The sequence below is a fragment of the Acinetobacter sp. GW821-FHT01C12 genome, from assembly GCF_059422625.1.
In genome coordinates, this window is sequence record NZ_JBWKXD010000007.1 from 60,330 (window position 1) to 80,173 (window position 19,844).

Below are 19,844 nucleotides of genomic sequence, written 5' to 3' on the forward strand. Positions count from 1 at the left end.
GAATGAAAAAGTTTGCCCTCATTGGTGCAGCAGGATATATCGCACCTCGTCATCTTAAAGCAATTAAGGAAACAGGTAATACTTTAGCTGTTGCAATGGATATTAATGATTCTGTTGGAATTATGGACAGCCACTTTCCTGAAGCAGAGTTTTTTACAGAGTTTGAAGAATTCGAAGCTTATGTGGAAGATCAAAAACTAAAAGGTGAAAAACTCGATTATGTTGCAATTTGTTCACCAAACTACCTACATGCACCGCATATGAAATATGCCTTGAAAAATGGTATTGATGTTATTTGCGAAAAACCATTGGTATTGAGCTTAGAAGATTTAAACTTATTGTCTGAATATGAAAAGCAGTATGGTGCAAAAGTAAACTCAATTTTACAGTTGCGTTTACATCCTTCAATTATTGCTTTACGTAATAAAGTACAGTCAGCACCAGAAGGCAAAGTCTTTGACGTTGATTTAACTTACTTAACGTCTCGTGGTAAATGGTATCTAAAATCATGGAAAGGTGTTGATAATAAATCGGGTGGAGTTGCAACAAATATTGGTGTTCATTTTTACGATATGTTGCACTTTATTTTTGGTAAAATTGTTAAAAATGAAGTGCATTATCGTGATGAAAAAACTGCATCAGGTTATCTAGAATATGAGCGTGCTCATGTACGTTGGTTCTTATCAATTGATGCAAATAATTTGCCTGAAAACGCCGTGCAAGGTGAAAAACTAACCTATCGTAGTATTACGATAGAAAATGAAGAACTTGAATTCTCGGGTGGTTTTACCGATCTTCATACACAAAGCTATCAACGTGTTTTAGAGGGTAATGGTTACGGTGTGGAAGAAAATCGTGCTGCAATCGAAACAGTAGAGATAATTCGTGTAGCGCCATTGGTAGAAAATCCTACAAATCCACATCCATTGCTTGCGAAAGTAAAAAAATAATCAGGGATTCTTTTATGAGTTTTTATCAACATGAAAGTGCGATTGTTGATGAAGGTGCGCAGATTGGAAATGATTCTCGAGTTTGGCATTTTGTCCACGTATGTGGTGGTGCCAAAATTGGACAAGGCGTGTCTTTAGGGCAAAACGTATTTGTGGGCAATAAAGTTGTTATTGGTGATCATTGTAAAGTTCAAAACAATGTCTCTGTTTATGACAATGTGACATTGGAAGAGGGCGTTTTTTGTGGGCCAAGTATGGTGTTCACAAATGTATATAACCCCCGTTCGCTCATTGAACGTAAAGACCAATATCGTGATACTTTAGTAAAAAAAGGTGCAACTTTAGGTGCAAATTGCACGATCGTTTGTGGTGTTACAATTGGTGAGTACTCATTTGTGGGTGCTGGTGCAGTGATTAATAAAGATGTACCAGCATATGCCTTAATGGTGGGGGTACCTGCAAAACAAATTGGTTGGATGAGTGAATTTGGTGAGCAATTAGCACTGCCAATCACAGGTCAGGCAGAAGTTGTATGTTCACATACAGGAGCTATTTACCGTTTGGATGGTCAGGTTTTGACCAAGCAGTAGGCATAAAAATGATTGAATTTATTGATTTAAAAGCACAACAAGCTCGCTTAAAAGATAAAATCGAAGCTGGGATTCAAAACGTCTTAACACATGGTCAATATATTCTCGGCCCTGAAGTGAAAGAGCTTGAAGAAAAGTTAGCAGCATATGTGGGTGCAAAGTATTGTATTACCTGCGCAAATGGGACAGATGCATTACAAATTGCTCAAATGGCATTTGGGATTGGTCCTGGTGATGAAGTGATTACACCAGGGTTTACTTATATTGCTACGGCTGAAACAGTTGCAATTTTAGGCGCAATCCCTGTGTATGTTGATGTCAATCCTCAAACATACAACTTAGATGTTGAAAAGTTAGAATCAGCGATTACACCACGCACCAAAGCGATTATTCCTGTCAGTTTGTATGGGCAATGTGCTGATTTTGATGCAATTAATGCTATAGCGAAAAAATATGGTATTCCAGTAATTGAAGATGCTGCACAAAGTTTTGGTGCAATGTATAAAGGTCGTAAGAGTTGTAATTTGAGTACGGTGGCTTGTACGAGCTTTTTTCCAAGTAAACCACTTGGCTGTTATGGTGATGGTGGAGCAATCTTTACTAATGATGCTGATTTAGCAAAAGTAATTCGTCAAATCGCACGCCATGGACAAGATCGCCGTTATCATCATATTCGTGTTGGTATGAACAGTCGTTTAGATACTTTGCAAGCTGCAATTTTATTGCCGAAATTAGAAATTTTGGATGATGAAATGCAAGCACGTCAAAGCGTTGCCGAAATGTATACCAAGCTTTTTAATGAAGCAGGTATTTCAACGACCCCCTTTATTGAAGCGCATAACATGAGCGCTTGGGCACAATATACGATTCAAGTTGAAAACCGTGTTCATGTTCAGGAAGAGTTGAAAGCTCAAGGTATTCCAACAGCTGTACACTACCCAATTCCATTGAATAAGCAACCTGCTGTAGCAAATGACGCTGTTTTGCCTGTTGGTGATGCAATTGCTGAGTGTGTAATGAGTTTGCCGATGCATCCTTATTTGACACTTGAGGCACAGGAAAAAATTGTTGGGGCATTAGTAAAGTGAAAATATTAATAACGGGGGGTGCAGGCTTTATTGGTTCAGCCGTAGTACGAAATATTATTCTGAATACCCAAAATGAAGTTTTGAATATAGACAAGTTGACTTATGCCGGTAATTTGGAATCCCTCGTGGAAGTGGATCAAAATCCGCGGTACCAGTTTAAACAAATCGATATTTGTAATGCAAATGCTCTAACTGAAGCATTTCAAACATTTAAACCTAATCTAGTGATGCATTTGGCTGCAGAGTCACATGTTGATCGCTCTATCGATGGTCCTGCAGAGTTTATTACAACAAATATTGTAGGCACATATACATTGTTGGAAGTAGCGAGAAAATACTGGGCAGCACTAGATGAAAAGTCTAGGGAAAATTTCAAATTTCATCATATCTCAACAGATGAGGTTTATGGAGATTTGGAAGGAACGACAAATTTATTTACAGAAACGACATCATATGCTCCAAGTTCGCCATACTCAGCCAGTAAGGCAAGCTCAGACCATTTGGTCAGAGCTTGGCAACGTACCTATGGTTTGCCAACCATTGTGACAAATTGTTCAAATAATTATGGCCCATATCATTTTCCAGAAAAACTGATTCCTTTGGTTATTTTAAATGCTTTGGATGGAAAGCCATTGCCGATTTATGGACAGGGTAATCAGATTCGTGATTGGTTATACGTTGAGGATCATGCTCGAGCTTTGCTTAAAGTTGTTACTGAAGGTGTGGTGGGGGAAACCTATAATATCGGTGGTCATAATGAAAAGCAAAATATAGAAGTGGTGAAAACCATTTGTAATATTTTGGATGAATTAAAACCACAAGCGAACAATCAGCCATATGAAACACTCATTACTTTTGTAAAAGATCGTCCAGGTCATGATTTACGTTATGCGATTGATGCGACAAAAATTGCTCAGGAACTGGATTGGAAACCCATAGAAACATTTGAAACGGGAATCCAAAAAACAGTTGAATGGTATTTAAATAATTTAGATTGGTGCCGCCGTGTTCAGGATGGTAGCTATCAGCGTGAAAGATTAGGTGTGAAGGTATAGTAATGAATACTAAAGGTATTATTTTAGCTGGTGGTTCAGGTACGCGACTTTATCCAATCACAAAAGGCGTATCGAAACAACTGTTGCCAATTTATGATAAGCCTATGGTTTATTATCCATTGTCTGTTTTAATGCTTGCAGGTATTCGGGAAGTTTTGATTATTAGTACTCCTGAAGATATCGATGGTTTTAAACGGTTACTTGGCGATGGGTCTCAATTGGGTGTGGAATTGAGCTATGCAGTTCAGCCAAGTCCTGATGGATTGGCCCAGGCATTCATTATTGGTGAAGATTTTATTGGTGATAGTAATGTCTGTTTAGTGCTAGGTGATAATATTTTCTATGGTCAAGGCTTTACACCAATGTTACGTCAAGCTGTAACCCGTCAAAAAGGCGCAACAGTTTTTGGTTACCAAGTTAAAGATCCTGAGCGCTTCGGTGTGGTCGAGTTTGATGATCAGAAACGTGCGATCTCTTTAGAAGAAAAGCCAAACCATCCAAAATCAAACTTTGCAGTTACTGGTTTGTATTTTTATGACAATGATGTTATTCAAATTGCCAAAAGCGTAAAGCCTTCAGATCGAGGTGAACTAGAAATTACGACAGTGAATCAAATATATTTGGAGCGTGGCGATTTAAACGTGGAGTTGCTCGGGCGCGGATTTGCTTGGTTGGATACTGGAACACATGCTAGTTTGCTAGAAGCAGCTCAATTTGTTGAAACAATTGAAAAACGTCAGGGTTACAAAGTTGCCTGTCTTGAAGAAATTGCACTGAATAATGGTTGGTTGTCTAAAGAAACAGTCTTGGAAATAGGCAACAGTATGAGTAAAAATGACTATGGGCAGTATTTGATTAGTTTGGTGAAGGAATAATGAGTAAAAATTTACACATTTGTACTCTAGGTCCATTTATTCCTCCATTTTTTAATTTTGTTAGAAGTGAATTTCCTCAGATCTCAAATTCTTTTTATTTATTTGGTGATTTAAAAAAATATCCGATAGAAGTAGATGGAAATGTATTTTTACATAAAAATGGAAAATTAGGATATTTGAAGTTACTATTAAAATTGTATTCTGCTGATAAAATAATTATTCATGGCCTTTTCGATGTTTATTTATTGTTGATTTTAATTGCTAATCCATGGTTGTTAAAAAAGTGTTATTGGGTAATCTGGGGGGCAGATTTATATTCCTTTATGTATCCAAAAGATAACATAAAGTATAAAATTACTGAAAAATTAAAGAAAATTGCTATAAGAAAAATTGGATACTTACTCACATATATTCCAGGAGATGTAAGTATAGCTCGTGAGCAATATGGTGCTAAAGGCGAACATTTAGAAACAATAGTCTATTTAAGTAATGTAGTGACATTACGAGATATTAAGAATAAAAATAAAAATGTAGTTAATATCTTGATTGGCAATTCTGCTGATCCTACAAATGAACATTTAGAAGTATTAGATAAATTAAAGTTTTTAAAAGATCATAATATCAAAATTATAGTTCCATTATCTTACGGTAATAAGGCATATGCACAGAAAGTCATAGATTATGGTTCGTTAATTTTTGGAGATAATTTCTGGGGTATAACAGATTTCATGCCTTACACTGAGTATTTAAGTTTGCTGGAAAATGTAGATATAGCAATCTTTAATCATAAACGCCAACAAGCTATGGGGAATACTATTAATTTAATTGGCTTGGGGAAGACTGTATATTTAAGAAAGAGTACTACTCAGTGGGACTTTTTTAAAAATTTATCTATTGATGTTTTAGATATTGATACTTTTGATTTAAATAATAAAGTAAATTCAAAAGTAAATCGAGCGAATGTATCAGAGTATTTTTCAAAGCAAAATCTAATTAAGCAATGGTCTAATATTCTAAGGGAGTAATCATGGCATATTTAACAGAAAGTGAGTTGCAAAAATTAGGTTTTAAATATTTAGGTAAAAATGTAAAAATTAGTGATAAAGCAGCTATATATAATCATGAACAAATAGAAATTGGTGATCATTCGAGAATTGATGATTTTTGTATTGTTTCTGGAAGGGTTGTAATTGGTCAGTATTGTCATATAACGCCAATGTGTTTAATTGCTGGGGGTAAGCCCGGAATATTTATTGAGGATTTTTCTACTTTTGCCTATGGTGTAAAAGTTTTTTCTCAAAGCGATGACTATACTGGTGAATCTATGACGAACTCATTAATACCCGAGAAATTCAAAAAAGAAGTTTTTAAAAAGATTATCATTCAAAAATATACAATTGTTGGGGCTGGTTCAATTATTATGCCTGGTGTTACTGTTAGGGAAGGTTCTTCTATTGGGGCTATGACTTTGGTTGTAAAAGATACGCAGGCTTGGAGTATAAATATTGGTATTCCATCTAAATTTATGAAACCTAGAAGTAAAAAGCTACTTGAGTTAGCTGAGATTTTTAAGAGAGAAATGTAAATGATTCCTTTTAATAAGCCCCCTTTTACAGGAAAAGAAATAGTCTACTTAGAGAATGCTGTAAAAGGAGGTAAGCTTTCAGGAGATGGTGGATATTCAAAATTATGCCAGCAATGGTTTGAACAGCAATTTTCATGTCTGAAAACATTGTTAGTACCATCTTGTACTCATGGTTTAGAACTCGCTGCGATGCTGATTGATGTTAAAGCAGGTGATGAGGTCATCATGCCGAGTTATACCTTTGTAAGCACAGCAAATGCTTTTGTTCTACGTGGAGCAAAAATTATTTTTGTGGATGTTCGGCTAGATACAATGAATATTGATGAAAATAAGATTGAGGCTGCGATTACTGATAAAACAAAAGTAATTGTGCCAGTCCATTATGCTGGGGTTGCTTGTGAAATGGATACAATTATGGCATTGGCTGATAAATACAAATTATTTGTAATTGAAGATGCTGCTCAGGGAATGATGTCAACTTATAAGGGAAGAGCATTAGGTACAATTGGGCATTTAGCTTCTTATAGTTTTCATGAAACAAAAAATTATACGAGTGGTGGTGAAGGGGGCTTATTATTAATTAATGATGAAAGATTTATTGAACGAGCTGAAATAATACGTGAAAAAGGGACAAATAGAAGTCAGTTTTTTAGAGGAATGGTAGATAAATATACATGGAGTGACATAGGGAGTAGCTATTTACCTAGTGAACTACAAGCTGCTTACTTATATGCGCAATTAGAATGTGCTACTGAAATAAACGAGTATAGGCTAAACATCTGGAATAAGTATCTTCAGTTGCTTAAACCCTTGAGAGAACAAGGGTATATAACGCTTCCTCATATACCTGAAAGTTGTGAACACAATGCACATATGTTTTATCTTAAAGTAAAAGATTTAAATGAAAGAACAAAAATTTTAGCTTATTTAAAAGAATGTGGTATTTCCGCAGCATTCCATTATGTTCCTTTACATTCCTCTCCTTTTGGAGAAAAAATATCTAAGTTTGCTGGCAGAGATATTTACACAACATCGGAAAGTGAAAAATTAATACGTTTACCTCTTTGGTATGGAATAGGAGATGAGGATATTTATAAAGTATGTGAGTCTATTAAGAATTTTTTTAAAATGATTAGTAATGAATTTTAAAAAAATATTACATTATTCAGTCGGTCCGATTGGTTCAGGACTGATTGGGTTGATTACACTACCAATCATTACATGGTTTTATTCGGTTGAGGATGTTGGTCGAATTTCCATGCTTCAGGTTTGTACAAGTTTTTTTGTATTATTATTTTGTCTTGGCTTGGATCAATCATACGTTAGAGAATATCATGAGGCTTCGAATAAGCCACAACTCTTAAAAATCGTCTTTATACCAAGCTTGATTCTCAGTTTAGTGGTCCTTATAACTGTGTGCTGGTATGACAGTCTAATTATTTCAAAATGGTTATATGGTATATCAAGCTATTATCTCAGTATTATAAGTGCAAGCTGTTTTCTTGTTGCGTTGATTTCTCGTTATCTTTCTCTGATTTTAAGAATGCAGGACAGAGCATTGGCTTTTTCCATGAGCCAATTGTTACCAAAAATTCTTTTTTTAGTTTTTGTATTGGGTGTGGTATGGCTCGGTTTTGCTAAAGATAGTTATAGTCTAATTACCGCAAATGCTTTATCTCTGTTCGCTGCATTTGCGCTTTATTTATGGAATACAAAATATGACTGGTGGCCTATTTTTAAAGAAAAATTTGACTGGTCTCAGTTTAAAATAAGTCTAGCATTTGGATTACCCTTGGTGATTGGAGGGTTGGCTTCTTGGGCGCTAAACGTGATGGATCGATTGTTTTTAAGAAGTATGTCCACGTATACAGAATTAGGAGTTTACTCCGTAGCGATGAGTATTGCAGCGGTTGCGACTCTTTTTTCGGGTATTTTTAATACGATTTGGGCTCCGATGGTCTTTAAGTGGGTCAGTGAGGGAAGGGTTGATTTTAAAAAAATCGATGACATTTCTGAGTATGTCTTAGCTGCGATTTATTTTGTAGTTGTTTTATCAGGTTTATTTTCATGGATAATTCCTTACTTTTTACCACAATCTTATGTTGATATTCAGTTTATAATATCTGCCTGTTTATTAGGCCCTCTTTTTTATACATTGTCTGAAGCAACATCCATTGGTATTACAATTGCACGTAAAACCAAGTTATCTATGTTGGCATCAGTTTTGGCAATGTTGATTAATCTTGTTGCAAATTATTTTTTAGTTCCTATGTATGGCGCTGGCGGCGCAGCAATATCAACAGCTATAGCGTTTTGGTGTTTTTATATATTTCGTACTGAATTGTCTAAAATAGTATGGAGAAACTTTGTTACTCAGAAAGCATATGCTGTTACATTGTTATTGATAGTTTTAGGGGGCATTAATGTTTTAATTCCGCTTGAAGCTTCTATACGAATTTTAATGTGGATATGTGCATTGTTATTAGGGCTTTATCTATTTAAAAACATAAAATTAAAAACATTGTTGCAGTTGAAAAAAGTTTAAAGTTCTAGTTTAGGATAAGGTAATGAAAAGTTTAGGTATTCTGTGTGTATCACAACTTAATGTGGAGGTTTTAGCACTATGAAAAAAGTACTAATTGTAGGGTTGCCTTTTTTCCCACATAAATACCAATATTTATTAGATTCCTATAACAATGCAGAAATTAACGTTAAAGTTTTATTAAATGCAGATAAGAATGATAGTAGTGAGATTGTTGATGAGCAATTTTTCTATGCAGGTAAAAATAAGTTAAAAAGAATATACAACTATTTAAAAGCTTTATATGTTTTTCGACCTAAAAATATTGATTGTTATGATTATTCTATATTTTCTATTTTCTATATATTAGTTGCTAGGTCTTTAGGTGTTAATGTTAGATTTTGGCTTATTGGGGGGGAGCTGGTTGGGGATAGACAGGACTCTAATAAAAGTTCATTTTTATCTAACTTCATTATAGATGCTAAAATGCATTTATCAAGAATTTGTTTGAGATTCGCAAATACTATTTATGCAAAAGAACATCATCATATTCAAACAATTAAAGAAATTAATCCAAAGTTATTAAATAAAATTGAAAAAATATATAATTGTGTTCCAGTTTTAGATAGAAATATACAGTCCAATGTGGTGAATAAAGGAGACTTTTTATATGCCAATGCTGTAATTGAAAAAAGAAATGTGATGTCATTAGTTCAATCATTTTCGGATTTAGAGAATAAGGGAGTATCTTTTTCAGCAGCTATTTATGGGTTTAATTCTATTTCAAATGATGTATATGCCCCACGTGGCACTCCTTATTCTGAAAAAACACTGGAGTTATACCATGCATTAAAATTAGATAATTCTGTTGCTGTTTTCGGATTTGTAAAGAACATAAAAGATATAATGAAGAACTATAAGTTTTTTATTCTACCAGCAGATGTAATCTTAGCGAATTATGCTTTGCTTGAAGCAATGTCTTTTGGACTTGTACCTATTGTTTACCCTGGCGATGGTTATGAAGTTATAGTAGAAGATGGCGTGAATGGTATTGTTGCTAAAGATTTTGATCTCACTGAAGCGATGCTACGTGCTTTATCGCTTTCTGAAACTGAGTACATGGAGATGTCTGATGCTGCTTATCGTAAGATAAAAACAGAATTTTCTCTTGATTTATGGAAACAGAAGCTTTCTAAGCATATATATTAGTTATTGAGTTTTAATGTATTATGAAAATTTTATCAGTATTTGGGACTCGTCCTGAAGCCATTAAAATGGCCCCTTTAATTAAAGCATTAGCTTTAGATAATTATTTTGAATCTAGAGTTGCTGTTACTGCTCAGCATCGAGAAATGCTTGATCAGGTTTTAGAGTTGTTTGAAATTCAGCCTGACTACGATTTAAATCTAATGAAAGCAGGACAAGATTTATATGATGTTACATCTGGGGTGTTATTAGGACTTCGAGATGTTTTTCGAGATTTTCAGCCAGATTTGGTATTAGTGCACGGAGATACGACAACTACATTCGCAACATCTCTTGCTGCTTTCTATCAACAAATCCCTGTTGGACATGTTGAGGCTGGTTTACGTACAGGAAATATGTATTCCCCATGGCCAGAAGAGGCAAATAGAGTATTAACTGGACGACTAGCTAACCTTCATTTTGCTCCTACTGAGCGAAATCAAAAAGCCTTATTAAATGAACAAGTGCCTTTGGAAAAAATTAAAATAACAGGTAATACAGTCATAGATGCTTTACAGTGGGTTGTAGAGAAAATAGAAAACTCAGTTGAAATGAAAATTTCTATTCGTTTAGCCCTTAAGCAAGTTGGTTTAGAAGAAACTGTTATAGATAAACGCTATGTTTTAATTACAGGACATCGCCGAGAAAATTTTGGAGAAGGATTCGAGAGTATCTGTAAAGCATTATCTTCACTTGCTACGATGAATCCTGAGACTCATTTTATTTATCCTGTCCATTTGAATCCAAATGTACAAGAGCCTGTGAAACGGTTATTAGGCGGTTTGAATAATGTTCATCTGATTGCTCCTTTAAGTTATGAACCGTTTGTTTATCTTATGCAAAATGCTTATTTGGTTCTCACAGATAGTGGAGGGGTACAGGAAGAAGCTCCAGGATTAGGGAAGCCAGTTTTAGTTATGCGAGATACTACAGAACGTCCAGAAGCCGTTGATGCCGGTACTGTGAAATTAGTAGGTACTCACGATCAAGCGATTACTTTGGCAGTGCAAGAACTATTAGATGATCCTAAAGTGTATCAACAAATGTCTCGTGCTAATAATCCATATGGTGATGGTTTTGCAAGCCAAAGGATCGTTGATTTCATTAAGGAAAGTTTTTGATGGTACCCTATTTCGCGTTATTATTTGCGATTAGTTTTGCGACCTTATTTGATGGCAAAAAAGTTGATAAACTTATCTTCTTTATTTTAGCTATATGGATGCTGATATTTTCTGCATTTAGGGTTGGAGGAACAGGTAGAGGCGATTACGATGCTTATTTAAGGTTATATACAGCAACTGATACTCTAGAAAAAGTAATAAATCCAGAAATACACGCAGAAATTGGTTTTAGATTACTATCCTTTTTTGGGCATTCTTTTGGCTTTGGCGAGCAATATATTATTGTTGCTATGGCTGCTTTAGCGCTGCTACCTGTTACATATATAGTTTATAAATACTCCCCATATAAAATATTATCTTTACTCATCTGGATGCCGTATTTTTTAGCCATGAATATGCAGACTAGCCGTACTTCTGTAGCTGCGGCATTTGGTCTACTTTTCATGGTTCAATATTATCAAAAAAGATGGGTTATCGCACTGTTGTCTTTATGTATCGCTGTATCATTTCACTCATCAGCTTTGATATTAGTTTTGGTATTTTTAGCAAGGGTTAGTTTAAAGAAATTGTTTTATGCCACAATTGTGGCTTTTTCAATGCTTCTTTTTGTGTCTCCATTTGAAATTCTATTAAAATTATTTGAAATTTTACATTTAACACGATTATCAGATTTTTTATTAAGTTACCTAACCTCGGATGATTATGGGTATCCTATGGCGCTCTATGATCCGCGTATTGTTTTAGCTTTGGGTGTGGTTTTTTTAATTTTTAAATGTCAAAATCATATCCCAAAATATTTTGATATGTATTATTGCAAATTATATATCATTGGCGCCTTGTTAATGGTTGTTTTTTCTCATGTTGTTATTATGGCATGGCGTGTTAGTTATTTATTTCTATTGATAAGTGTAATAACTATTCCATGGTTGACTAAAATTTATAATATTTTGATACAGCAAAATATAGGTGCAAAAAGAGTCATGTCCTCTATATTTATTCTGCTATATTTTTTATATACGGCTTCTTTGATTTTTAAAGCCCAACCCTATGTTTTTATTTGGTAGAGCCTCAAGATGAAAAAAGTTTTAATGATAGATACAACTTGGCCAATCAACTCGAGAACGGAGCGATTTAAAAAATCTTTTAATAAGTATTTTGAAGTAATTGTGGTTGCTTGGAATAGAGGTTCAGTTGAGGTTGAAGAGAAAACAGAAAACATTCATGTTTTAAATACAAGTATAGGTTATGGTAATCAGTTAAAAAAGCTATTAAAGCTTCCTTTGTTTTTTGTATATATTTATTCTGTTTGTAAAAAGGAAAAACCTGATACCTTTTTTGCAAGTCATTGGGATTCGCTGATTTGTGCTGTGGTTTTGAAAGTAATTTGGAATTGGAAGGTAAAGATAATCTATGACTGTTTAGATTTACCTACTTTCTCCAATAATTTTGTGAGAAAAATAATTATTTTTATCGAGAAGGTTTGTCTTCAGTTTGTGAATTTAACCATCTTTGCTTCTCGTCATTTTAAACCGCTTTATTCAAAAAAAATAGAATCTTATATTTTTGAAAATTATCCATCTGCGGATTTACTCAATAGCTTTACGGCTGAATCAAATTGGATAAATTGCTATGATGATAAATTACCTAAAGATTCAAAAAATGTATCATGGATTGGAGTTGTTCGATATTTTGATATTCTTGAAAACATATTATTGGCAATAAAAGATACGAATATTTGCTTCTTTATTTTTGGTGATGGTCCAGATCTTGAAAAGTTAATAAAGGCCGTTAATTTTCATAACTTAGAGAGTCAAGTTTTCTTTTTTGGCAGGTATCATCATTCTGATCTTAAAATTATTTATGAAAAGTCTGATTTGGTTTGGGCTGCTTATCCAACAAATGACTTTAATGCTGTATATGCAATTTCTAATAAATATTTCGAGTGTTCTTTTTTTGAAAAAAGAATTGTTCTATCAGGAAGAACAAAAATGGCTGAATATTTAAATGGAAACTCTAGTGTTATTATTGTGGATGAGTACTCACCAGATGATATTAAGAATAAATTATTATCAAATTTTGATTTAAAAATCTCTAATTATAGTAAGTATGAAAATGATGATACTTGGGAGGAGAAAGAGAGTGAAATGATTGATTTTATAAAGAGTAAACTATGAGTGCTATGACTTATTAAGGGCAAAAGTTAAACATGAAATTACCTTATAATTTAATTGCTTGATAGTTGTATCTAAATATTTTTAAATTTCTTAGCGACATCTAACTCAATATTCTTAATCTGAGAAAATGGGTTTGAGAGTAAAGCTGTTTATAGAATTTGGAAATTTTTTATGATGAGTATGATTGTTTAGTTTGTTAGCTGATGAATATAAAGATTTAGGATGTTAGCGTTTGGGTTTTTGTATGCATGCCGCACAATATTATCAGGGTTTTAAATAATGAAGTTTTCTGTACTAATTTCCATTTATTTTAAAGAGCAACCAGAACACTTTAATGCATGTATGGAAAGTATTTGGGATAACCAATCAGTTAAACCTTCTGAAATTATTTTGATAGAAGATGGTCCGTTGACTCCTGAATTGGATCAAGTAGTTGAATATTGGGAAGGAAAAATAAATGGTATTTTAAAAATTACAAGACTTCCTGAAAATTTAGGTACTGGAAAGGCAAAAAATATTGGTTTAGAGCAATGTGTTCATGAGATTGTGTGCATTGTTGATACTGATGATATAAGTGTTGCAGATCGTTTTGAGAAGCAGATTCAAATTCTGATTAATGATCCTGAATTAGTGATCTTGGGTGGGCAGATTATAGAATTCATTGATGACCCTTCTTCACCTTCAGGCATGAGAAATGTTCCGTTATCGGATGTAGAGCTTCGTCAATATGCAAAGAAACAAAGTCCTTTTAACAATATGACAATTGCTTATCGAAAATCCCATATACTTGAGGCAGGTGGCTATCAACATCACTTATGGATGGAAGACTATAATCTCTTTTTACGGGTTATTGCCAAAGGGTATAAGGTTCAGAACTTAGCTGATGTGTTGGTATATGCCCGAATTGATAACGGCATGCATGGTCGTCGTAAAGGTTTCCAATATATTAAAAGTGAAAAACAGTTACTAGATTTAAAGAAACAACTTAAGTTACAAAATCCAATTCATGCTAACATCTTATTTCTAATAAGATCAGCACTTAGGTTGGTACCTAGTTCACTGTTAGGAAAATTTTATAATACTTTCCTGCGGAAAAAAGTTACAAAATAGAGTGGTAAATTAAGTAATGAAACGATTGGTAGATATAGTTATATCATTGACGGCATTAATAATTTTGTCGCCTATTTTTTTGTTAGTCGCTTACAAAGTACGTAAAAACTTAGGATCTCCTATTTTTTTCTATCAAGAGCGTCCCGGCAAAAATGGTAAGCTTTTTAAAATGATGAAGTTCCGTTCGATGAAAGACGCCAACGATGCGAATGGTAATCCCTTACCTGATGAGCAACGGATTACGCCTTTTGGGCAGAAATTACGTTCAACGAGTTTGGATGAAATGCCTCAACTGTTTAATGTTCTTAAAGGTGATATGAGTGTGGTTGGTCCACGACCAATGTTAAAAGAATTTGTGGAACTTTATTCACCTGAACAAGCACGCCGTTTAGAAGTTCGTCCAGGTATGACAGGGCTAGCTCAAGTTAGTGGTCGTAATGAACTTGATTATGAAGAACGTTTTAAATGTGATGTTTGGTATGTCGATCATCATAATGTGTTTGTGGACTTTAAAATTATGTTTAAAACGGTTTCTGTGATGACAAATAGGGAAGGTATTAATGCCCCTGGTCATGTAGGTCCTTCCCTATTTAAGGGCAATGATACACAAACTAAAAATGATGAAGTAAAATCTTAAAATATTGAGTTAAAGTTGTAAATCATGATCAAAAAAGCCATTCTTCCTGTTGCTGGGTTAGGTACTCGTTTTCTACCTGCAAGTAAATCAATTCCTAAAGAAATGGTCACAGTGGTTGACCGTCCTGCAATTGAGTATGTTGTCAAAGAAGCTGTGGCTGCTGGAATTGAACAAATCATTTTAGTGACACATTCTTCAAAAGCATCTATAGAAAATTATTTTGATCGTAATTTTGAACTGGAAACAACCTTAGAAAATAAGAAAAAAATTGATCTACTTAAAGAAATTACTGAAATTTTACCTAAACATGTCAGTGTGGTGAGTGTACGTCAACCTCAACCATTGGGTTTGGGCCATGCTGTTTTATGTGCGAAATCAGTGATTGGAGATGATGACTTCGCTGTGTTATTGCCAGATGTTTTGGTCAAAGAAAATAGTACAGAAAATGATTTAGCACGAATGATTCATCGTTTTAATACATCGAAAGCATCGCAAATTATGGTAGAGGCCGTACCTGATCATCTTGTGGATCAGTATGGTATTGTGGATGTTGCATCTTTACCTGTTGAGGGTGAAAGTATTGTGATGAAAGGGATTATCGAAAAGCCTTCTGTAGGTACAGCACCTTCAAATTTATCAGTGGTGGGTCGTTATGTACTGCCTGCTAAGATTATGCAATTATTAGAACAGACACCCAAAGGTGCGGGCAATGAAATCCAATTGACGGATGCCATTGCTGCTTTGCAAAAATTAGAAAATGTCGAAGCTTATCGTATGAAAGGTCAGACCTTTGACTGTGGTAGTAAAATTGGTTATTTAAAAGCAGTATTACACTATGCTGTGGAGCATCCTAAGTTGGGTGAAGAATTCAAACAGCTTATTAAAGAATTGAATTTATAATAATTGGATCTGATATGAATATTTGTGTATTTGGCACAACACTCCAAGCTGGCGTACTTGCTGGCTTGTTTGCTGAATATGGGCACCACGTGTATTGGTGTCCCCAAGTAGGCGCTGATGATCAATCCTCAGTACATTATCAAGATGAAGATTTAAATCAACTCATTCAAAAACAGATTAAGCATAAATCAATTCAATTGGTTGGGTTAAAACAGCTTCAATTGCAAAGTGAAGTGTTTTTATTTAGTTTTAATCCTTCTGAATTTGATCAAGCCAAACACTTGGCTGAAGAATTAAAGCGTTCTCCTATTATTCATCCAAGACTGATGATCAATGGTTCTACATTTGGTTTACAAGGTACTGAAGAACTAAAACAAATTTTAGTGGCTGATCATTGGGCATATTTGCCAGACACCATTCAAGAAGGCAATGCGATTCAAAGTTTTATCGATCTAAAGCAGGTGATTGTTGGTGTAGATCAACCTGCGACACAACAGATTATCAAAGAATTATTAAGACCTTTTTTTCAGTTAAAACATCAATATTTGTTTATGCCATTTTTAGATGCTGAATTTACCAAATTGAGTATTTCAGGCATGTTGGCAACACGCATCAGTTATATGAATGATATGGCGCAAGTCGCTGAAAAATTAAATATTGATATTCATAATGTTAAACAGGGATTAGCATCTGATAGTCGAATTGGCGCATCATATTTATCTGCAGGTGTGGGTTTTGGTGGGGAAAATTTCTCCCATGATATTTTAACCTTAACCGGTACAGTGGCAGGTTCAGGGATCAAAAGCCAATTGCTGGATCAGGTTTGGAATATCAATGAACAACAAAAAGAAATTTTATTTAGAAAACTCTGGAATTACTATCAAGGGCAGTTAACAGGTAAAGTTGTGGCGATTTGGGGTGCTTCTTTTAAAGAAAATACCTCGAGTATTGAGAATTCACCGATTCATGCCATGCTTGAAGCACTTTGGGCACAAGGCGCGATTGTTCAGTTGCATGATCCACAAGCTTTAGAGCGGGTAGCCAATTTCTATGGTGAACGCGCTGATTTGATTTTATGTCATGATCAATACCAAGCAGTAGAAAATGCACATGCATTGTGTTTATTGACGGCTTGGAAGCAATATTGGAGTCCTGATTATTCACAACTTTTACAGAAAATGGCCCATCCTTTGATTCTCGATGGTCGTAATATGTTAGATCCAGATTTCGTCAAAGCACAAGGTTTTGCTTATCAGGGTGTAGGGCGAGTATGACAAATTCTATATTAGACAATGACCAAAGAGAGCAGCATTTAGCACGATTGCAAAATCTTGCTAAAGAACAACAGCAATTGTGTTTAACCGATTTATTTGAGCAAGATCCGCAGCGGTTTGATAAGTTCTCAGTAAATTTTAATCAACTGAGTTTTGATTATAGTAAACATCGTATTGACCAAAATGCATGTGATGCCTTGTTTAAATTTGCAGATTTAAAACAATTAACGCAATGGATCAAACGTTTATTTACTGAAGAATCGATCAATTATACGGAAGACCGAGCAGCAATGCATTGGGCACTGCGCTTACCGAAACATGATCAAGATTACCCTGAACTGGCTGAATTGGTACATCAACAATTAGATCGAATGTATCAGCTTGTCGATAAAGTCCATGCAGGGCAATGTCGTGGTTCTACAGGTGAAGTAATTCAAGATGTGGTCAATATCGGTGTGGGTGGTTCTGACTTGGGACCATTGATGGTGAGTCATGCATTATCAGACTATAAAGTCAGTACTGCTAAACCATTAAAAGTACATTTCGTTTCAACTATGGATGGTAGTCAGCTTTCTGATTTACTACATCAATTACGCCCTGAAACTACCTTATTTATTATTTCGTCCAAGTCTTTTGGAACTATTGATACTCTATCCAATGCTCAAACAGTTCGGCAGTGGTTAGAAAAAGATTTGGGTACGCAAAACAGTGTGATCCAACATCATTTTATTGGGGTTTCAACCAAGCCTGAGAAAATGACAGAATGGGGAATCGCAGCAGAAAACCAGTTCTTACTTTGGGATTGGGTTGGTGGTCGTTACTCGTTGTGGTCATGTATTGGTTTACCGATTGCATTGCAAATTGGTGTTGATGGGTTTAAACAATTGCTTGCAGGCGCTTATGCGATTGATCAGCATTTTCAAAAATCCTCATTTGAGCAAAATATTCCTGTATTGATGGGGTTACTTGGAGTCTGGAATAATAATTTTTTAAATATTCAGACCCATGCGGTATTGCCTTATGATGGTCGCCTAAAATATTTTGCTTCTTATTTACAGCAACTTGAGATGGAATCGAATGGAAAGTCGATTCAAAGAAATAATCAAAAAGTTGATTTAAACACCTGTCCAATCGTCTGGGGCGAAGTGGGTCCAAATGCGCAACATGCTTTTTATCAGCTCTTGCATCAAGGAACCCATGCAGTCAGTTGTGATTTTATTGCGCCGGTGCAGCGTTATAATTCGAATCAATTTACCTATGCAGAAAGTGCAGAATCCTTAATTGAGCAACATCATTTGGCTTTATCCAATTGCTTGGCGCAGTCGCGATTATTGGCTTTTGGTAACACAGCATTAAATGCCAATGAATTATCAGGCCTACCCGTATATAAACAGTATGAAGGTAACCAACCAAGTTCGACATTGTTGTTACAAGAGCTAAGCCCTTATAGTTTAGGGATGCTGATTGCATTGTATGAACATAAAGTGTTTGTACAATCTGTCATTTGGAATATCAATCCATTTGATCAATGGGGGGTGGAAAAAGGCAAAGAAATTGCCAATCAATTGCTCCCTATCCTCAATGGTAAAGAAAAAGACGTGTCTCAACTGGATGCTTCAACACAAGGTTTAATTAAGATCTTGCTAGGTAAAGAGTAGATATACTGGAAAAATTTATGGCAAATATTTTAGTAACAGGTGGTGCAGGTTATATCGGATCGCATACTTGTGTGGAGCTACTTGAGGCTGGGCATGAAGTTGTTGTTCTAGATAATCTATCAAATAGCTCAGAAGAATCATTAAAGCGTGTCCAAGAACTGACTGGGAAAACACTGAAATTTGTTCAAGGTGATATTCGTTATCAAAATGATTTAGATCAAGTTTTTTCAAACCATAAAATCGATGCTGTGATTCATTTTGCTGGTTTAAAAGCAGTGGGTGAAAGTCAACAAATTCCACTAACTTACTTTGATCATAATATTGCGGGATCTGTACAGTTGGCACAAGCGATGCAAAGAGCGGGTGTCTTTAATTTAGTTTTTAGCTCATCTGCAACTGTATATGATGAAGCGAATATTTCACCTTTAGATGAAAATATGCCAACAGGTATGCCTTCAAATAACTATGGTTATACAAAGTTAATCGTTGAGCAATTGTTGGAAAAGCTATCAATTGCGGATGAGCGCTGGTCAATTGCTTTATTACGTTATTTTAATCCTGTTGGTGCGCATAAGAGTGGCCGTATTGGTGAAGACCCCCAAGGTATTCCAAATAATTTAATGCCTTATGTCACTCAAGTTGCTGTTGGGCGTCGTGATAAACTTTCGATTTATGGTGATGATTACGACACTGTAGATGGTACAGGGGTACGTGACTATATCCATGTGGTTGACTTAGCCAATGCACATTTATGTGCTTTAAACAACCGCTTAGCTGCTCAAGGTTGCCGTGCTTGGAACATTGGTACAGGAAATGGTTCATCTGTACTTGAAGTGAAGAACACTTTCGAACAGGTGAATGGGGTTTCTGTTGCATATGAAATTGCATCGCGTCGTTCGGGGGATGTAGCAACCTCATTTGCAAATAATGCACGTGCAATTAAAGAATTAGGCTGGACGCCAAAATATACTTTAGAAGATATGTTGACAGACAGTTGGAATTGGCAAAAACAAAATCCAACAGGCTATCAAGCATAAATTTAACAGTAAAAAATAGGCGCA

The 19,844-nt window shown here is 35.0% G+C and carries 19 protein-coding genes; all 19 read left to right on the plus strand.

All coding sequences use genetic code 11. From position 1 onward, the window contains the following. The first annotated feature begins 2 nt into the window (after positions 1-2). The 19 genes from AC07WY_RS15425 to galE all read left to right on the plus strand — a co-directional run bounded on the left by AC07WY_RS15425 (position 3) and on the right by galE (position 19,820). Complete coding sequence (locus AC07WY_RS15425) at positions 3-950, plus strand: Gfo/Idh/MocA family protein (RefSeq protein ID WP_494736652.1); 948 nt, start codon at positions 3-5, stop codon at positions 948-950. A gap of 14 nt (positions 951-964) precedes the next feature. After that, positions 965-1,540 carry a UDP-2-acetamido-3-amino-2,3-dideoxy-D-glucuronate N-acetyltransferase gene (gene wbpD / locus AC07WY_RS15430; protein WP_494736653.1) on the plus strand — a complete coding sequence of 192 codons (576 nt, stop codon included), beginning with the start codon at positions 965-967 and terminating at the stop codon, positions 1,538-1,540. Positions 1,541-1,548: 8 nt separating this feature from the next. After that, on the plus strand, positions 1,549-2,628 hold the full coding sequence (locus tag AC07WY_RS15435; RefSeq protein ID WP_494736701.1) for a DegT/DnrJ/EryC1/StrS family aminotransferase: 1,080 nt from the start codon (positions 1,549-1,551) through the stop codon (positions 2,626-2,628). Continuing rightward, positions 2,625-3,683, plus strand: coding sequence for a dTDP-glucose 4,6-dehydratase (rfbB, locus tag AC07WY_RS15440; RefSeq protein ID WP_419317968.1), 1,059 nt, complete (start codon positions 2,625-2,627; stop codon positions 3,681-3,683). The genes AC07WY_RS15435 and rfbB overlap by 4 nt, the downstream gene beginning before the upstream one ends. 2 nt (positions 3,684-3,685) lie before the next feature. Continuing rightward, positions 3,686-4,558 (plus strand): glucose-1-phosphate thymidylyltransferase RfbA, encoded by an 873-nt coding sequence (rfbA, locus tag AC07WY_RS15445; RefSeq protein WP_494736654.1) that lies wholly within the window; start codon positions 3,686-3,688, stop codon positions 4,556-4,558. After that, a complete protein-coding gene (locus AC07WY_RS15450; protein ID WP_494736655.1) occupies positions 4,558-5,583 on the plus strand; it encodes a TDP-N-acetylfucosamine:lipid II N-acetylfucosaminyltransferase family protein in 1,026 nt (341 codons plus the stop codon). The genes rfbA and AC07WY_RS15450 overlap by 1 nt, the downstream gene beginning before the upstream one ends. 2 nt (positions 5,584-5,585) lie before the next feature. After that, a complete protein-coding gene (locus AC07WY_RS15455) occupies positions 5,586-6,143 on the plus strand; it encodes an acyltransferase (RefSeq protein WP_494736656.1) in 558 nt (185 codons plus the stop codon). Further along, complete coding sequence (gene rffA, locus AC07WY_RS15460; protein ID WP_494736657.1) at positions 6,144-7,292, plus strand: dTDP-4-amino-4,6-dideoxygalactose transaminase; 1,149 nt, start codon at positions 6,144-6,146, stop codon at positions 7,290-7,292. It begins immediately after the preceding gene. Then, positions 7,282-8,688, plus strand: a complete 1,407-nt coding sequence (locus tag AC07WY_RS15465) for a lipopolysaccharide biosynthesis protein (RefSeq protein ID WP_494736658.1) — start codon at positions 7,282-7,284, stop codon at positions 8,686-8,688. The genes rffA and AC07WY_RS15465 overlap by 11 nt, the downstream gene beginning before the upstream one ends. Positions 8,689-8,766: 78 nt before the next feature. Then, positions 8,767-9,873: a glycosyltransferase gene (locus AC07WY_RS15470; RefSeq protein ID WP_494736659.1), complete on the plus strand. Its 1,107-nt coding sequence runs from the start codon at positions 8,767-8,769 to the stop codon at positions 9,871-9,873. Between the two features lie 20 nt (positions 9,874-9,893). Continuing rightward, positions 9,894-11,030: a non-hydrolyzing UDP-N-acetylglucosamine 2-epimerase gene (gene wecB / locus AC07WY_RS15475; protein WP_494736660.1), complete on the plus strand. Its 1,137-nt coding sequence runs from the start codon at positions 9,894-9,896 to the stop codon at positions 11,028-11,030. Continuing rightward, a complete protein-coding gene (locus AC07WY_RS15480; RefSeq protein WP_494736702.1) occupies positions 11,030-12,094 on the plus strand; it encodes an EpsG family protein in 1,065 nt (354 codons plus the stop codon). Before wecB ends, AC07WY_RS15480 begins: the two co-directional genes overlap by 1 nt. 9 nt (positions 12,095-12,103) lie before the next feature. Further along, positions 12,104-13,204 (plus strand): glycosyltransferase, encoded by a 1,101-nt coding sequence (locus AC07WY_RS15485; protein WP_494736661.1) that lies wholly within the window; start codon positions 12,104-12,106, stop codon positions 13,202-13,204. A gap of 279 nt (positions 13,205-13,483) precedes the next feature. Further along, a complete protein-coding gene (locus tag AC07WY_RS15490; protein ID WP_262782451.1) occupies positions 13,484-14,314 on the plus strand; it encodes a glycosyltransferase in 831 nt (276 codons plus the stop codon). 16 nt (positions 14,315-14,330) lie between these two features. Next, complete coding sequence (locus AC07WY_RS15495) at positions 14,331-14,951, plus strand: sugar transferase (protein ID WP_494736662.1); 621 nt, start codon at positions 14,331-14,333, stop codon at positions 14,949-14,951. Positions 14,952-14,975: 24 nt separating this feature from the next. After that, positions 14,976-15,851 (plus strand): UTP--glucose-1-phosphate uridylyltransferase GalU, encoded by an 876-nt coding sequence (gene galU / locus AC07WY_RS15500; RefSeq protein ID WP_494736663.1) that lies wholly within the window; start codon positions 14,976-14,978, stop codon positions 15,849-15,851. 14 nt (positions 15,852-15,865) lie between these two features. Beyond that, a complete protein-coding gene (locus AC07WY_RS15505) occupies positions 15,866-17,125 on the plus strand; it encodes a nucleotide sugar dehydrogenase (protein ID WP_494736664.1) in 1,260 nt (419 codons plus the stop codon). Further along, positions 17,122-18,783, plus strand: coding sequence for a glucose-6-phosphate isomerase (gene pgi, locus AC07WY_RS15510; RefSeq protein ID WP_494736665.1), 1,662 nt, complete (start codon positions 17,122-17,124; stop codon positions 18,781-18,783). Before AC07WY_RS15505 ends, pgi begins: the two co-directional genes overlap by 4 nt. 17 nt (positions 18,784-18,800) lie before the next feature. Further along, positions 18,801-19,820, plus strand: a complete 1,020-nt coding sequence (gene galE / locus AC07WY_RS15515; RefSeq protein ID WP_494736666.1) for a UDP-glucose 4-epimerase GalE — start codon at positions 18,801-18,803, stop codon at positions 19,818-19,820. Positions 19,821-19,844: the final 24 nt, after the last annotated feature.

Bases quoted from the DNA above. Each gene is read 5' to 3' on its own strand.
- pgi (WP_494736665.1), top strand. From the start codon at position 17,122: ATGACAAATTCTATATTAGACAATGACCAAAGAGAGCAGCATTTAGCA.
- AC07WY_RS15425 (WP_494736652.1), top strand. From the start codon at position 3: ATGAAAAAGTTTGCCCTCATTGGTGCAGCAGGATATATCGCACCTCGT.
- AC07WY_RS15450 (WP_494736655.1), top strand. From the start codon at position 4,558: ATGAGTAAAAATTTACACATTTGTACTCTAGGTCCATTTATTCCTCCA.
- AC07WY_RS15435 (WP_494736701.1), top strand. From the start codon at position 1,549: ATGATTGAATTTATTGATTTAAAAGCACAACAAGCTCGCTTAAAAGAT.
- AC07WY_RS15505 (WP_494736664.1), top strand. From the start codon at position 15,866: ATGAATATTTGTGTATTTGGCACAACACTCCAAGCTGGCGTACTTGCT.
- galU (WP_494736663.1), top strand. From the start codon at position 14,976: ATGATCAAAAAAGCCATTCTTCCTGTTGCTGGGTTAGGTACTCGTTTT.
- AC07WY_RS15485 (WP_494736661.1), top strand. From the start codon at position 12,104: ATGAAAAAAGTTTTAATGATAGATACAACTTGGCCAATCAACTCGAGA.
- rfbA (WP_494736654.1), top strand. From the start codon at position 3,686: ATGAATACTAAAGGTATTATTTTAGCTGGTGGTTCAGGTACGCGACTT.
- galE (WP_494736666.1), top strand. From the start codon at position 18,801: ATGGCAAATATTTTAGTAACAGGTGGTGCAGGTTATATCGGATCGCAT.
- wbpD (WP_494736653.1), top strand. From the start codon at position 965: ATGAGTTTTTATCAACATGAAAGTGCGATTGTTGATGAAGGTGCGCAG.
- AC07WY_RS15470 (WP_494736659.1), top strand. From the start codon at position 8,767: ATGAAAAAAGTACTAATTGTAGGGTTGCCTTTTTTCCCACATAAATAC.
- wecB (WP_494736660.1), top strand. From the start codon at position 9,894: ATGAAAATTTTATCAGTATTTGGGACTCGTCCTGAAGCCATTAAAATG.
- rffA (WP_494736657.1), top strand. From the start codon at position 6,144: ATGATTCCTTTTAATAAGCCCCCTTTTACAGGAAAAGAAATAGTCTAC.
- AC07WY_RS15480 (WP_494736702.1), top strand. From the start codon at position 11,030: ATGGTACCCTATTTCGCGTTATTATTTGCGATTAGTTTTGCGACCTTA.
- AC07WY_RS15465 (WP_494736658.1), top strand. From the start codon at position 7,282: ATGAATTTTAAAAAAATATTACATTATTCAGTCGGTCCGATTGGTTCA.
- AC07WY_RS15455 (WP_494736656.1), top strand. From the start codon at position 5,586: ATGGCATATTTAACAGAAAGTGAGTTGCAAAAATTAGGTTTTAAATAT.
- AC07WY_RS15490 (WP_262782451.1), top strand. From the start codon at position 13,484: ATGAAGTTTTCTGTACTAATTTCCATTTATTTTAAAGAGCAACCAGAA.
- AC07WY_RS15495 (WP_494736662.1), top strand. From the start codon at position 14,331: ATGAAACGATTGGTAGATATAGTTATATCATTGACGGCATTAATAATT.